The organism is Armatimonadota bacterium (assembly GCA_016789105.1).
In the GTDB taxonomy this organism is placed as follows: Bacteria; Armatimonadota; Fimbriimonadia; order Fimbriimonadales; family Fimbriimonadaceae; genus UphvI-Ar2.
This window is the reverse complement of record JAEURN010000010.1, coordinates 1-14521: the sequence shown is the minus strand read 5'-3', so window position 1 is coordinate 14521 and position 14521 is coordinate 1. Positions and strand designations below refer to the sequence as shown.

Below are 14521 nucleotides of genomic sequence, written 5' to 3'. Positions count from 1 at the left end.
ATTACCATCAGGCTGTGGACCGCAAGAACACAACCTTAAAACGAATCCCAGAATGGGAGGAACACCTGATCGCCCGGGCACAAGCTGGCGAAAGGATCGCCTTCGAACTCTTGGTGGAAATGCACAGGCCGGCCATTTTGGCCCACGCCAGCCGGATCCTCCGGGACGGAGACGATGCCCAAGACGCCGTGCAAGACACGTTCCTCAAAGCCTGCCGCGCCATCGGGAACTTCAAATCCGGCCGGCCGATGTTGCCCTGGCTGATGCGAATCTGCAGCAACTGCTGCGTGGACATCATCCGGGCCCGGCGCAACCGGAGCGAAAACATCGAGACCTACGAGCACGCGTTGTTCGATGAACGATCCGACGTCGCCGGGGACTTCGAGGCGTCGGCTTCTTCAGAAACCCTCCGTGCGGCAATCACCCGGCTGCCCAAACGGTATCGCGAGATCATTTTGATGCGGCATTACCGACACCTCGATGTCAACGAGATCGCCGAACTTTTGGGTAAGCCAGAAGGCACGATCAAAAGCTGGCTGTTCCGCGCACGGGCCCTGCTCCGCAAAGATTTGGACGGCGGCCTGGTGGCCTTTTCGGCCTGATACACTTCGGCATCCCATGCCAAACCGGCTCCCGGATCAAACCCGGGAGCCGGTTCCTTTAGTACAATCGGCCTGTGCTATCGTTCTTGCTGATGAGCCGCCCCCTTTCCAGCGACCTGCCGGAAGTCACCCTCAAGCCTGGGCTCGTGATCAAGTCATCGTGCCGGATCAAACCAGGTGATTACCTGGTTGCGGGAGGGGAAAGCCCGGCCAAGGCCGCCATCCGGATCGAAGGCGACAACATCACAATCGATTTCAGGGACGCCGTCCTCCGGGGCACCCCGGCGGATTCAGAGCCCGACAAACGGGCGGGGTTCGGGATCTCTGCCCGGGGCAAGAACATCGAAATCACCGGGGCAACCGTCCGCGGGTTCAAAGTCGGGCTCTACGCAGAAAGCGCGGCGAAGTTCAAACTCATCGATGGCGACTTCAGCTACAACTGGAAGGCCCACCTCAAAAGCGGTCGCTTGAAAGAAGACCTCTCCGATTGGATGAGCTACCACCACAACGAATCTGATGAGTGGTTCGGCTATGGTGCCGGCATCTACTTGAAGTCGTGCACAGATTTCGAGGTTCGGGGGAACACCATCACCGGAGGCGGCAATGGGCTTATGATGGCCAATTGCTCCAAAGGACTGGTGTGGAACAACGAATTCACCTTTCTCAGCTCGCTGGGGATCGGCATGTACCGCAGTTCGCATAACCGCATCATGCACAACAACATCGATTGGTGCGTGCGGGGCTATTCGCACCGGTTTTACAACCGGGGCCAGGATTCAGCGGGCCTGCTGATGTATGAGCAAAGCTCGAACAACACCGTGGCCTACAACTCCATCACTCATGGGGGAGACGGGCTGTTTTTGTGGGCCGGCCAAACCACGATGGACACCGGCAAGGGCGGCTGCAACGACAACTTGTTCTATGGCAACGATTTCAGCCACGCCCCAACCAACGGCATCGAAGCCACCTTTAGCCGCAACAAGTTCGTCAACAACCTGGTGCTTGAGTGCTGGCACGGCGTTTGGGGGGGCTACAGTTACAACTCCGATTTCATTGGCAATGTCTTCGGCTTGAATGGCGAGGCCATCGCCATCGAACACGGCCAAGAAAACCGCATCATCGCCAACGCCTTCTTCCGGGACACGGTTGGCATCAACTTGTGGCGGAAGGAATCGGAAGACCCTGAATGGGGCTACCCCAAAAACCACGACACCCGGAGCCGGGATTACGTCATTGGCCAAAACGCTTTTGCCGGAATCGGGGAACTGGTCTATTCCATCACCCGAACCGAGAATGTTTCCTTTTCTGATAACTCTGTCGAAACCTTTGGAAAGATTTTCGAGTTGGGCCCCGGCAATTCTGGACTCAATGACCAAGGGTCAGACTACCGTGCCCCAGATGAGACGATTTGGCCGGAAGGGGTCAAACGGGATCGGGTTGAAATGGCGGCGGGGCCCAAGGGGGACACTTATATGGGGAGGAATGGCCTCGTGCTCCGGCGCGGTGGGAACGAAAAACTTTTTGCCGACACCCTCCGACAAATCTCGTGGAACCCCGTGGCCACCACCAATGACATGGTGCGCCGATCCTATGTCGCCCCCCTCGATGGGGGAAACATCCCGTTCCTGGGGATGAAAGCCCGCCGGGGCAGGACTGAAATCCTCGTCGACGAATGGGGGCCCGTGGATTTCCGGTCGCCCGTGTTGTGGCTCGAAGATTGGTACGACACCCCCGACCAACAAAAGTATTACGTCTTCCGGGTTGTCGGGCCCAAAGGAAAGTGGACCCTTGAAGGCGTTGAAAACGGCGTCTATCTCAAAATGGATCCGGCTTGGAACGGCGTTATCCCCGCCGAACCCCCGTTCATGAATGGTCCCCTCACCGGTTTGATGGACGACCGGATTCTTGTCAAATCCCCGGGCCAATTCAAAGTTGCCATGACGTATGTCGGCGCCAAGACGGTGGACTATCGGGGGATTGAAACGCCGGCCGGCCGCACAGTGGCTTTCGGCTATGCCGATCGGAGCATTCCCGTCAGTTGGTCGGTCGATTTCTTCAATTACGACCGGCTGGCCAACGACCCGCGGAAAGACCCCGAGGCATTCCGGAAAATCTATGAAACCGAGCCGGCGGCGTCCATGCGCACGCAATCCCTGGACGGTGCCTGGTCCGGGTCGCCCATGAAAGGCGTGAATGCCGACGGGTTTGCCACATTGGCCGAGGGCCGGGCAACCACGGAGGCCGGCGCCTATACGCTCACCGTGACCAGCGACGACGGAGTCCGGGTCTTGGTGGATGGCAAAGTGGTGTTTGAAGATTGGACTTGGCATGGGCCAAAGTCAGAAGAGATCAGACTAAAGTTGGAAGCAGGCCGCCACACATTCCGGATTGAGCACTTTGAGCTGGACGGATATTCCACCCTGCAGGCCCGGTTATCCAAAGACTAAGATCATCCGCGAATAAAAGAGCCGCCGGCTGCGAAACCGGCGGCATGAGATTCCACGTGCGAATTGGTTATTTGCCTTCGCTCTGTTCCGGGCCGCCCGGGCCTTCATCGGCTCCGGTCTTGGCCCGCTCATGGGCCTTGCCAAAAGCTTCGATTTGTTCCGGCGTCCATTTGGATGCCGACTCTTGGGCCGCGGCTTTGGAAGCATCCGACTCCTTGGGGGCCGGTTCTTCGCTGGCGCACCCGGCCAGGGCAAAGCCCAGGCCGAATGCGCAGATGAGGAAAGCGACTCCTTTCATGGGGATCAGTCGTTCCACCAGGTGACGCCGACAGCTTCCGGAAGGGCGACGAAGTCTTTGCAGACAACGAAGCCGAGCGGGAACCCATCGCGCGGGTACGGGTGGATGGTGGCATCCGGGTCGGCGCAATAGCCTTTAGCCCGTTGGTCAAAGCTCTTGGGCGAACCGATCAAAACGGTGCCGGAGCCGGGAAGGGTGGCTTGGCCGCCTTTCCACGCAATGACCTTGGCGTGGCTGTCGGCAAAGGCCACGGTGATCTTGCCACCAAAGTAGATGCCACTGTTTTTGGTGCCACCGGGATAGTCGTCGAAGAACCAGTCGATGCCGCCCATTGTTTGGCGGGGCGTGTCGTAGGTGTTGCCAAAGGCGAACATATCGGCCGGGTTGACGAACTGGGTGTTGGATTTACCCGTGTTGTAGCGGCGACCGAGCGGGCCAGCAACGCAGCCTTGGACCGGGCCGCCGTTGGCGCACTTTTCTTCATCCAGCATCCCTTCTGCACCGCGGATTTCCCAACCCCAGTTGTAACCGATGTCGTTCCGGTCGGTGGTGAAGGCGCCGGTGGTGGCATTGTAAGTGATGTTGTTCGGACGGCCGTTTTGCCGGTGGCCGCTCCACATTTGCAGGTTCTTGATGTAGGGATACATCGTGCAGATGGGGTCACCGCCGCAGTTGGGGCCGTCGTAAAGCGAAGGGAAGCGGTCGTCGTAGTCGGAAGCGTAGATGTGGCTGGACGTCGCGATCTGCTTCATGTTGCTCAGCGCTTGGGTCTTCTTCGCCGCGGCTTTGGCTTGGGCGAAAACCGGGAAGAGGATGGCGGCAAGGATAGCGATGATTGCAATGACAACCAGGAGCTCGATCAGGGTAAAGGCTCTGAATTTCATGGGAAATGTCCCTCCGGACAAGTGCCCATACTACGAAATGTTCATTGACATTGTGTTAAGGAATTTCAATGTTAACAATGTAGATTCAAAATGATTAATGAAATGTTAGCGCTCGATTAGATAGCAGGAAAATGGCAGAAAAATACGTTAAAGTTTGGGGCCTGCGGCATGAATAGGGCCGATCCGACAGCAACGGGCCCCCGTCGGATCGGCCATCAAGCGGCGCTTAGTCTGCCTTCAAAGCCGATGACAGTGCTTTCTTCAGGCCTTCACCCCGGAGCGCGTTTCCGCTTGCGATGATCTTGCCGGTCGAACCGTCCACCAGCAAGGCAAACGGGATCGCCGACACGTCGTATTTCACCGCGAGTGGCGTCTCCCAACCTTTGCCTTGGTAGATCTGTTTCCAGTCCATGTTGTGCTTGGCCATGGTGTCGTTGATCTGGGGTGTCGCATCGTCGTCGTCCAAGGTCACGCCCAGAATTTCAAACCCTTTGCCATGGAATTCTTTGTAAGCGGCCACCACGTTCGGCATTTCTTGCAGGCATGGCCCGCACCATGTCGCCCAAAAATCAAGGAGAACCACTTTGCCCTTAAAGGAGCCAGGGAAGTCGACGGCCGTCCCATCCATCGCCTTGGCTTTGAATGGGAGCACCGGTTGGCCATCCGATAGGTTCGGGGCCATCGGGGATTCGGGAACCTGCGTTGCCGACTTTGTCAATGACAATTTCCCGCCGACAAAATCAAGGACATAGGTGGTGCCGGTGAAATTGAACGGCTTGCCCATGTTGACCATCTCATAGTTGTAGCTCGGTCGGCCGTCGCTGTTCCGGTCAATCCAAAAGGTGGAGGTCGGCTCGATTTCCCCTTGGACGAAAGAGGTGAACGACTTGCCCCCCAGGTTGATCGTGACTTCATAACCGAAGTCCCCGTAATAGAGCATGACGTCCTTCATCTCACCTCGGGATTCTTCGTCGAAGTGGTAGAAGTTGATGACCGAAGGTTGTCCCTTCCCAATATCCACGGTTGCCGAACCGGAGAAGACACCGTTTTGCCGCTTTTCCCAAGTCGGGGCGGCATCGTCGGTGTAATCGCCATTCCGGTTGGAATCGACCAAGAGCTTTTCGCCCGAAAGGACGTAGCCGACGGCGACTGTCCCAAAGGTGAAAGAGCCGAAGCGGGGCTCAGCCAGACCATCCGGTAACTTTTTGACACCGGAGGGCTTGGCCGGGGACATATCGGAGCGAATCGGACGGTAACCCCCAGCTTTGGCGGTAGCGCCGGATGGGACGAATTTCGTGCTGACCGAATCGGCGTTGGCCAACAGGACGGCGGCAAGGGCAATGGTGGTCATCAGTAACCTCTCGCCCGATTTTACGTCGGGATTCACCGCTGCAGTTGTCCGAGGGCATCCAATTGAATGCAATCTTCTTCCCACTGCGCCATGGCGGCGGCCAGAGACTTTTGGGCGGCTTGGTATTCCAGGCTGATTTGGAGGATGTCGGCACCATCTGGGGGGTCGGCTAAAACCGATTCGATCCGGGAGATCTCGGCCTCCGCCTGAGCCACCCGGTTTTCGGCTTCTTCCACCACTCCCCGCATCCGGGCGATTTCTTTACTGAGTTCGCGGGGCGTGAGCTGAGGCGATTCCGGAGCGGCTATTTGCCTAGCTGGGGCGCCTTTTGCCGCAGGAGAGGTGGAACGCCGGTATTCCGCATATCCCCCCGGGTAGCTAACTGGCCCGGATCGCCGGACATCGAGGATCCGATCCGTGCATTGCCGGAGCAGCCAACGGTCGTGGGAGATCAAAACAAGGGTTCCGGGAAACTCGGCCAAAACTTCGGCGAGAGCCGAACGGGAGTCCATGTCCAAGTGGTTTGTCGGCTCATCCAACACAAGCAGGTTCGGATTTAGCTGGGTGAGCGAGGCAAGCACGAGTTTGTTCTTTTCTCCCCCGCTCAGCGATGCGATCGGGCGGAACACGTCGTCGCCGCTGAACAAGAACCGGCCCAAAAGGTTCCTGGCCGGCCCCGCATCCATCCCCATTTGAAAAACCATGTGATCCAACGGCGTATCGGTGGGATCGAGGTCGGCAACGTCTTGGGAAAAGTACCCGAGCTCCACCCTGGAGCCAAGTTTTGCGGTGCCCGCGATGGCTTTGTGCCGGCCGAGGATCGTCTTGATCAGGGTGGATTTGCCGGCCCCGTTTTCGCCGATCACTCCCCACCGCTCGCCATAGCGGACTTCCCAATCCAACCCGGTGAACAAGGTCTCGTCAGGAAACCCGACCGACAACCCTTCTGTGCGGATGACGATATCTCCCGACCGGCTCGTATTGTTGAACCCGGCCGCCATGCCCGACTCCCGCTCGGGGGCCCTGACTTGGGACGCCTGGAGCTTTTCCATCTGCTTGAGACGTCCCCGCGCTTGGGCGGTCCGCTGGGAGTTCATGAACCGGCGGACATATTCGTCGAGCTTGGCAATTTGTTGGGCCTGTTTGGCTGCGATGTCGGCTTGCCGGGCTTCATCTTCTTCACGGAGCTTGATGTACTTGGCGTAATCCCCTAGGTAGGTCGAGATCTTGCCGGAGCGAAGCTCCAGAAATTTGCCCGCAGTGTTTTCCAAAAACGTCCGGTCGTGGCTGACCAGCAACACCGCTCCGTGGTAACTGCGGATCCATGATTCCAGCCATTCGGTAGCCTGCAGGTCGAGGTGGTTGGTCGGCTCGTCCAGGATCAAGAGCTCGGGTTCTTCCAGCAAAAGCCGGGCGAGTGCGAGCCGCGTCTTCTCCCCGCCTGAGAGCGAGTCAGTCAACCGGCCGTGGTCGCTCTCTTCAAACCCCATGCGGCCGAGGATCGCATGGACGTCCCGTTCCGCCGCATACCCTTCAGTTTCCTCAAAATGCTCGTGGAGCATGGCAAACTCGTCCAAGTCGTCCTGAGTCGGATCGGATTCCAAAATCTTGGTGAGCTCATCGAGCCTGGATTTGATTTCCAGCAAGTGCTCCAACCCAGATTGCGCCTCTTGTAAAACGGTGCGTCCCAGGCCGACCGGGCTTTCTTGGCGCAAATAGCCAACCTTGGCTCCCCGGGCCAATGTGACCGATCCCCCGTCAGGCTCATATTGCCCCGTGATGATTTTGAGGAGGGTTGTCTTCCCCGTGCCATTCCGCCCGACCAAGGCTGCCTTTTCGCGGTTCTCGATGCGAAAGCTCACGCCGTCGAGGATGATTTCGACGCCGAAAAGTTTGCGCAAGTTGGCTACGGATAGGATCAAGGGGACCCGGAGTTTACACGCCGTCACTCATCTGGGGCCGGGCGGGTCGGCACCGAAACCGGCGGGATTCGACGAAGGTGCCGCTTGATAGCGGAGTAGAAGTGGGAACCCGCCCCTCACCGGGGTGAAGGCTGGTGGGCGAGGAGGGACTCGAACCCTCACGCTGATTAGGCGCTGGAACCTAAATCACTCCAAGCTCACCGATTTGAACCTATGATGGCAGAATTCTGCCTTTCATTTGAGTTGCATAGTGAGTTGCATGGACGATTCGGGCTTGCCGGTGCGATAAGTAAATCCATGGCAAGACGAAGAATTGCAGTCTCAGAACCACACCCTCATCGGTTCCGCGTCACCCGGAACAAGTCTTACTTCTATGTAGAGGGCAAGAAAGCCGCCGACCGGGAAACGGGCAAAAAGGAGTGCATCACCTGGCGGTGCTACGTCCAAGTGCCGACCGACGTCAACGGGAAAATTGGATTGGCACGAACCGCCGTTTATGGAGGAACATCCGAAGAGTGCAGGCAGAAGGCGGAGGCGCTGGCTCGCTCTTCGCCCCTTGTCCTCGACATCAACTTGAGGCATGCGCGAATTGGTCTGGATACGATTTCGGCCAAGGATTTGGCGTGGGCGCTATCTGCACATGGAAACCCGGAGACCAGTTTGGCCACATCTATCGAGCGAGCAAAGGCCGCAGCCTTGCCCACCGTTAGGAAACTTGCCGAACAGGCTGTTGACCAAAGAAACCAGTTGGGAATCGACGTCACGGCCGACCGTGCTCACCTCAGCAAGCTGGACTTACCTGTTGTCTTCAAGGATGGCACGTTCAAGCTTGGTCGACTCAGAGTCGATAAAGTCACTCAGTCGCACTTGGTGGCTTGGGTCAAGGAGGTTGCAAAGTTACCAGGAAAGAAGGAAGGGGAGACTCTATCGGAGCACTCCATTGAACTGGCCATCGCATTGGTTAAAGTTGCTTGGAAGGAGTTGGTTCACGACGAAGAGCAAGCTGGGTTCTTCGACGCATTGCGGTTCGATTCGCTTGGCAGCCTATTCCGCAAGGGAACTCCACGAGAAGTTGACCGTCGGTTGCTTGACCTGGAAAAGTTGCTTCAGGTCGCCGACAGCGCTCGGACGCCAGTTGAAGCTGGTGTAATGGCGCTCCTAATGATGGGGTTGCGGATGAACGAGGTCGGAGCCGTACGGTGGGAAGACATTACAACCGATGAGCAGGGGCGACTGTGGGTCGAACCAGTTGGCAGCATTTCGGCCACAGGTCGGCGATGGAAGCCAAGAACCAAAGTTGGCTGGAGCGAAAATCGAGCGCTTCCAGTGTGTGGTTACCAGAGACAGATGCTCGAATTGGCGAAGTCAGCGGGAGATGAGTATGTGTGCGGGTCTCCTCTTCGCAGCACTGACGATGTGGGTGATATCTACTGGGGCTTGTGCAAGCGAGCTGGTGTTACTTGGAGCGACGGCGACTACTGCAAGTTCATTCGCCACACGGTGCTGACGACAGTCTCGGAAGTCGCTGGAGAGTCTGTAGCAGAAATGTGGGGTCATCAGAAGCACAGCGACAGCATGCTTTCAAAGGTCTACGACCTAAGGCAAATTCGGGCCAAGCGGAAGGCCGCTAGGAAGAATATGTTCGTGGACGGAATCTGCGCCAGCGAGTTGCTTCCTTGGGCATCGCGGACATTTCCTGGGGCCGAATCAAAGTCCGGCTAGTCTGGATTTCCGCTGGTCTGCTCGGAGCTTGTCACTGTTGTGAGTCCATTTGAAGGACTCACAACCGGTCGCCCCTTCTTTAGCTTGACCTCAAAACCAACAACTACCTTGCTCTCATGGACAGCTTGCTGCCAGGTCGCTACGAACTCGACCAGGTCTACTTCGCAAGCACGGAGATACAAGTCGATGTGCCTCTACCATGAACTGGGTGCTCTTGGTGCCAAACTCAGTGCCGGACCGGCATGCGTAGCATTCGGAGGCCGTTGAAGACCACCAGGAGACTTGCCCCCATGTCTGCAAACACAGCCATCCACAACGTGGCAACTCCCAATAGAGCCAAGGCAAAGAAGACGACTTTGATTCCGAGCGCAAAGGCAATGTTTTGCGCCAAGATGGTCGCGGTTCTTCTGCTGAGCAGAATGTAGGTTGGAATCTTTCGGAGGTCGTCGTCCATAAGGGCAACGTCAGCGGTTTCGATAGCGGTGTCGGTGCCTGCTGCGCCCATGGCGAATCCAACCGTCGACTTCGCCAACGCTGGTGCATCGTTCACGCCATCGCCAACCATGCCAACTTTGTCGCCCTGCGATATCAACTCCTCGATAGCCGTCAGCTTGGCTTCGGGGAGCATTTCAGCCTGGACCTGGTCAATCCCAACTTTCGCACCGATAGCATTGGCCGTTGCTAGGTTGTCTCCGGTAAGCATCACCACCTTGAGACCCATAGCGTGAAGTTCTTGGACAGCTTCAATACTCTCCGGCCTAACTCCGTCAGCAACGGCAAAGACCGCGACAGCTTCCTTGGCGGTCGCCAGAACAACGATTGACATTCCCTTGTTCTCAAGGTCGAGCAGAGCGTCATGTACGTGGTCGCAGCAGACGTTACTCTCCTCAATCAGACGGTGGTTGCCGAGGATGAAAGGCTCTCGGTCGACGATGCCCTTCACACCGCGGCCGGGCAAAGACTTAAATGAGTCGACAGCGAGTAGCCTGCCGTCCCAGTGTTCGACGATAGCCTTGGCAACCGGGTGCGCACTGAGGTGGTCCAGACTGGCTGCAACCTGTTTAGCCAGCTTCTCGTCAAAGCCGTGAAGCTGAACCATGGCCTCGACCCTTGGTTTGCCAAAGGTGAGTGTTCCAGTCTTGTCCAATGCGATGGCGGTTAGGTGCTTGCCCGACTCAAGGTGAGCACCGCCCTTCACGAGGATTCCGAGTTTGGCTGCCGCTGCAAGCCCACTAACGACCGTGACCGGAGTTGAGATGACCAAGGCGCACGGGCACGCGATGACAAGCAGGACCAGCGACTTATAAAGCCAAGGCACGAACGGCTGACCGAAAACAATGCTTGGAACCATCGCCACAAGCAGGGCTAGGCAAACTACCACCGGCGTGTATACACGGGCAAATGAGTCGATGAACCGCTGTGATGTGGCCCGAGACCCTTGAGCCTCCTGAACGGTCTTGATAATTCTGTCGAGAGTTGTATGCCCTTTGGTGCTAGTGACCTCGAACTCAAGTACACCTTCCTCGTTGATGGTGCCAGCGAAGAGGGACGAACCAACAACCTTATCGACGGGGATGCTCTCCCCCGTAATTGGAGCCTGGTTGACACTGCTTAATCCTCCAACCACAGTCCCGTCGAGCGGTATTCGGTCACCGGGCCGGACTCGTACAACTTCGCCAGTTTCGACGCTTGATGCGGTGACCTCAACCCACGTGCCGCCACGGTTGACAAGAGCATTGTCGGGCGCTAGGCTCATTAGCGAGCGCACCGCATCCCTCGCCTTGTCGAGCGCGAACGACTCAATGCGTTCGGCAATCGCGAACAGCACCGTCACCATCGCGGCCTCAGGGTAGGAGCCGATGATAAAGGCTCCTATCACGGCCAAGCACATCAGGAAATTGATGTTGAGCGCGAATGTTCGAACTGCGACGAGACCCTTCTTGAAGGTCTGCACTCCTCCCATTACGATTGCCAAGACTGCCAGTGCCGCGACGGGGAACGAACGCTCGTTCCCCGTGTAGACGGCCAATAGCTCTGCAGCAATCGCGACACCAAGGGCCAACCCCAGAAGCAGGTCGGCTTTGGAAGCAGGTCTGGTTTCTGGTGTGCACCCAACATCGCAATCGGCCGCTGCGGGCATTCCAACTTCCGCCAATATCTGGCGGACGGGCTCATCGGAAGCGAACTCGTGGTCCACCGTCAACTGCCGGTTCACCAGGTCGAAAGTCAACGAGGAGACCTCGCTGACTTTGCTGAACCTCTTTCTGAGGACTTGCTCCTCAGCAGAACAGTCCATGGCCTCGATGCGGAAGACTGACTTCAAAGCTCCTCCTCGACATCGGCATCTTTTTCAAACATGGCATAGAGAGCGGGAAGAACGACCAGCGTGAGCAACGTTGCCGAAGCAATTCCGCCAATAACCACAGTGGCCAGCGGTCGTTGCACTTCAGCGCCAATGCCCGTGTTGAGGGCCATTGGAATGAACCCAAGCGCGGCGACAAGAGCGGTCATCAGAACTGGGCGCAATCGTTCGGTCGCGCCCTCTCGAACGGCATCAGCAACCGTCCGCCCCTCGGTGCGCAGTCGATTGATTGCCGAGACCATGACGACGCCATTCATCACTGCCACGCCAGACAATGCGATGAAGCCTATCCCTGCTGTGATGCTGAATGGCAAGCTCCGCATGGCAAGCGCCAAGATGCCCCCCGTGATTGCGAGGGGGACGCCGGTGAAGATGAGAATTGCCTGCTTGAGCGAACCAAACGTTGAGAAGAGAAGAATGAAAATCAACGCAAGGGCAACCGGCACAACGAGAGTCAGACGTTGCGAAGCTTGTTGCAGATTTTCAAATTGACCGCCCCAAGTGATGTAGTAACCCTCCTTGAGTTTCACCCTTTCTTTGATTGCCGATTGCGCCTTGGCAACGAACGAGCCCAGGTCGGTTCCCCTGACGTTGAGTTGGACGACGACCCGTCGTTTGCCCATTTCTCGGGAAATCTGTGCTGGTGCGGGCACGTTGTCGATGTGCGCGACCGAACTCAGGGGGACGCCTCCCCCATCCGGAGTTTCCACGAGCATGCCCTTGATAGCGTCGATGTCGTTCCGAAGTTCATTGGGCATCGTCACTGTGAGAGCAAATCGCTTGTCTCCTTCGATGATTTGCCCAACGGGCTCGCCACCGAGCGCTGTCGCAACTAGTTCCTGAATTTCATCAATATTGATGCCTAGTCGAGAAATCGCGTCGCGGTCAATATCGATTTGAAGAACCGGAACCTCATCGACCTGCTCGACTTCGACGTCTTGAGCGCCCGGAATATCCCGCATGACCGCAGCAATCTCATCCGCTTTGGATTTCAATTCCTTCAGGTCTTCACCGAAGACCTTGATGCCGACGTCGGCCTTGACTCCAGAAACCAACTCGGAGAAGCGCATCTGAATGGGTTGTGAGAAGTTGTAGCCTTGGCCCGGGACCTCGGCGACCTTGGCTTCAAGCTCTTCGACAAGCCCCTCCTTGGTCAGGCCCTTTCGCCACTGGTCGCGCGGTTTGAGCATGATGAAACTATCCGTCAGGCTCAGCGGCATCGGGTCTGTCGCCACCTCGGGCGTGCCACTCCTTGAAAAAACCGTCAGCACTTCTGGCACTTCAAGCACTTTCCTTTCGAAAGCTGTGACCAACTTGACGGTCTGCTCGGTATCGACTGTCCGGACTCGAACGGGCTGGATGACTAGTGAGCCTTCGTCGAGTTGAGGCACGAACTCCGAGCCCAATCTCGAAAACACCAATCCTGAAACTGCAAGAAGGGCAAGGGCTCCACCGATAATGACGCCTCGCGCACGAAGCGAAAAGCTGAGCGCGGGAGCGTAGATTCGGCTGAAGAGGCTCATCACCGGGTTGTTGCTTTCCTTGGTGTCCCCCGACAGAAACATGCTCGCCAATACTGGAACCAGTGTCATCGTCAACAGGAGAGCACCTATGAGTGCGAACACGACCGTGAAGGCCATCGGCTTGAACATCTTGCCTTCGGTCCCTTCAAGGGCGAGAATCGGCAGGTAGACAACGGTGATGATGGTCACCGCGAATGCCGTTGGCTTGGCCACCTCTCGCGCAGATTCCCACACCGAATGCCTGACTTCCTTGCGCGTCAGAGTTATGCCCTTGTGTTCTCTCGCTTCCGCAAGTCGCCGGACGGCGTTTTCAATCATGACAACGGCTCCGTCCACAATTAAGCCGAAGTCGATGGCCCCTAAACTCATCAGGTTGCCAGAGATGCCAAAGCGGTTCATTCCGATGACGGCACAAAGCATCGCCAGCGGTATTGCCAGTGCCACGACGATGGCACCCCGAACGTTGCCCAGCAACAGGACGAGCACGATGATAACGAGAGCTGCGCCTTCCAGCAAGCTCTTGGCAACGGTGTGCAGAACGTCGTCGACAAGGTGTGACCGGTCGTAGGTCGTCGTGAGGGTGACGTCTCCGGGAAGTTGAGCCTTGATTTCTTGGATTCGGTCATCGACCGCCTTGGCAACTTCGCGGCCGTTTGCCCCCTTTAGCATCATCACGATGCCAAGCAGCGACTCCTTACCATCCTTAGTGGAGATTCCAGTCAGGGTCGGGATTCCCAATCTGACATCCGCAACATCACGAATGAGAACCGGAACCCCGCTCTCAGACTTCACGACGATGCGTTCGATGTCGCTCATCGTGGTCGCCATTCCGACGGAACGGATAAGCACCCTTTCGCCGTTTTGCTCCAAAACGCCACCCCCGGCGTTTTGGTTGTTCTTTTGAAGGGCGGTGACAACCTCGTCCACGGCGATGCCACGGGCCAGCAACGCACGGGGTCGAACGACGACCTGGTATTGCTTGACGCTACCGTCCGCCGAGTTGACTTCGGCTACACCCGCAACGGTCCGCAGCTGTGGCGATATGAACCAGTCTTGCAAGCTCCGAAGCTCCATCGGTGGTCGAGTCTTTGACTCAAGGACATACATGTAAATGTCGCCAAGGCCCGTGGAAACAGGCCCCATTTGTGGTGATTCGATTCCCGTGGGCAGCAGCTCTTTGACGTTGTTGAGCCGCTCGCTCACGAGTTGCCGGGCAAAGTAGGTGTCGACCTCATCCTTAAAGGTAACGGTGACTTGCGAAAGCCCGTATTGACTGAGGCTCCGAACCTGGGTCACACCGGGAATTCCTCCCATCGCCGTCTCGATGGGGAAGGTGACCAGCTTTTCCACCTCTTCCGGGCCCATCCCGCCCGTTTCGGTGTTGATGGCGACCTGATTGGTCGTGATGTC

The 14521-nt window shown here is 57.3% G+C and carries 9 protein-coding genes; 3 read left to right on the top strand and 6 right to left on the bottom strand.

Translation table 11 applies throughout. From position 1 onward, the window contains the following. The first annotated feature begins 14 nt into the window (after positions 1–14). Positions 15–602 carry an RNA polymerase sigma factor gene (locus JNM28_11755; protein MBL8069117.1) on the top strand — a complete coding sequence of 196 codons (588 nt, stop codon included), beginning with the start codon at positions 15–17 and terminating at the stop codon, positions 600–602. Between the two features lie 74 nt (positions 603–676). Further along, positions 677–3049 carry a right-handed parallel beta-helix repeat-containing protein gene (locus tag JNM28_11750; GenBank protein ID MBL8069116.1) on the top strand — a complete coding sequence of 791 codons (2373 nt, stop codon included), beginning with the start codon at positions 677–679 and terminating at the stop codon, positions 3047–3049. A 67-nt stretch (positions 3050–3116) separates the two neighbouring features. Here JNM28_11750 and JNM28_11745 read toward each other — a convergent pair whose 3' ends face one another. The 4 genes from JNM28_11745 to JNM28_11730 all read right to left on the bottom strand — a co-directional run bounded on the left by JNM28_11745 (position 3117) and on the right by JNM28_11730 (position 7504). Next, on the bottom strand, positions 3117–3347 hold the full coding sequence (locus tag JNM28_11745) for a hypothetical protein (GenBank protein MBL8069115.1): 231 nt from the start codon (positions 3345–3347) through the stop codon (positions 3117–3119). Positions 3348–3352: 5 nt separating this feature from the next. Further along, positions 3353–4231, bottom strand: a complete 879-nt coding sequence (locus JNM28_11740) for a prepilin-type N-terminal cleavage/methylation domain-containing protein (protein ID MBL8069114.1) — start codon at positions 4229–4231, stop codon at positions 3353–3355. Between the two features lie 226 nt (positions 4232–4457). Next, a complete protein-coding gene (locus tag JNM28_11735; GenBank protein MBL8069113.1) occupies positions 4458–5582 on the bottom strand; it encodes a TlpA family protein disulfide reductase in 1125 nt (374 codons plus the stop codon). A gap of 32 nt (positions 5583–5614) precedes the next feature. Then, entirely contained in the window at positions 5615–7504 is a 1890-nt protein-coding gene (locus tag JNM28_11730; GenBank protein ID MBL8069112.1) for an ABC-F family ATP-binding cassette domain-containing protein, read from the bottom strand. 213 nt (positions 7505–7717) lie between these two features. Between JNM28_11730 and JNM28_11725 the strand changes: the two genes are divergently transcribed. Further along, complete coding sequence (locus JNM28_11725) at positions 7718–9226, top strand: hypothetical protein (GenBank protein ID MBL8069111.1); 1509 nt, start codon at positions 7718–7720, stop codon at positions 9224–9226. A gap of 226 nt (positions 9227–9452) precedes the next feature. Here the strand turns inward: JNM28_11725 and JNM28_11720 are convergent, their stop codons facing one another. Both JNM28_11720 and JNM28_11715 read right to left on the bottom strand, forming a co-directional pair. Beyond that, positions 9453–11522 carry a heavy metal translocating P-type ATPase gene (locus JNM28_11720; GenBank protein MBL8069110.1) on the bottom strand — a complete coding sequence of 690 codons (2070 nt, stop codon included), beginning with the start codon at positions 11520–11522 and terminating at the stop codon, positions 9453–9455. Between the two features lie 23 nt (positions 11523–11545). Continuing rightward, positions 11546–14521 (bottom strand): efflux RND transporter permease subunit (locus JNM28_11715; protein ID MBL8069109.1); only part of this gene is annotated, 2976 nt, incomplete at its 5' end.

Bases quoted from the DNA above. Each gene is read 5' to 3' on its own strand.
- JNM28_11745 (MBL8069115.1), bottom strand. From the start codon at position 3,347: ATGAAAGGAGTCGCTTTCCTCATCTGCGCATTCGGCCTGGGCTTTGCC.
- JNM28_11740 (MBL8069114.1), bottom strand. From the start codon at position 4,231: ATGAAATTCAGAGCCTTTACCCTGATCGAGCTCCTGGTTGTCATTGCA.
- JNM28_11735 (MBL8069113.1), bottom strand. From the start codon at position 5,582: ATGACCACCATTGCCCTTGCCGCCGTCCTGTTGGCCAACGCCGATTCG.
- JNM28_11725 (MBL8069111.1), top strand. From the start codon at position 7,718: ATGATGGCAGAATTCTGCCTTTCATTTGAGTTGCATAGTGAGTTGCAT.
- JNM28_11720 (MBL8069110.1), bottom strand. From the start codon at position 11,522: ATGGACTGTTCTGCTGAGGAGCAAGTCCTCAGAAAGAGGTTCAGCAAA.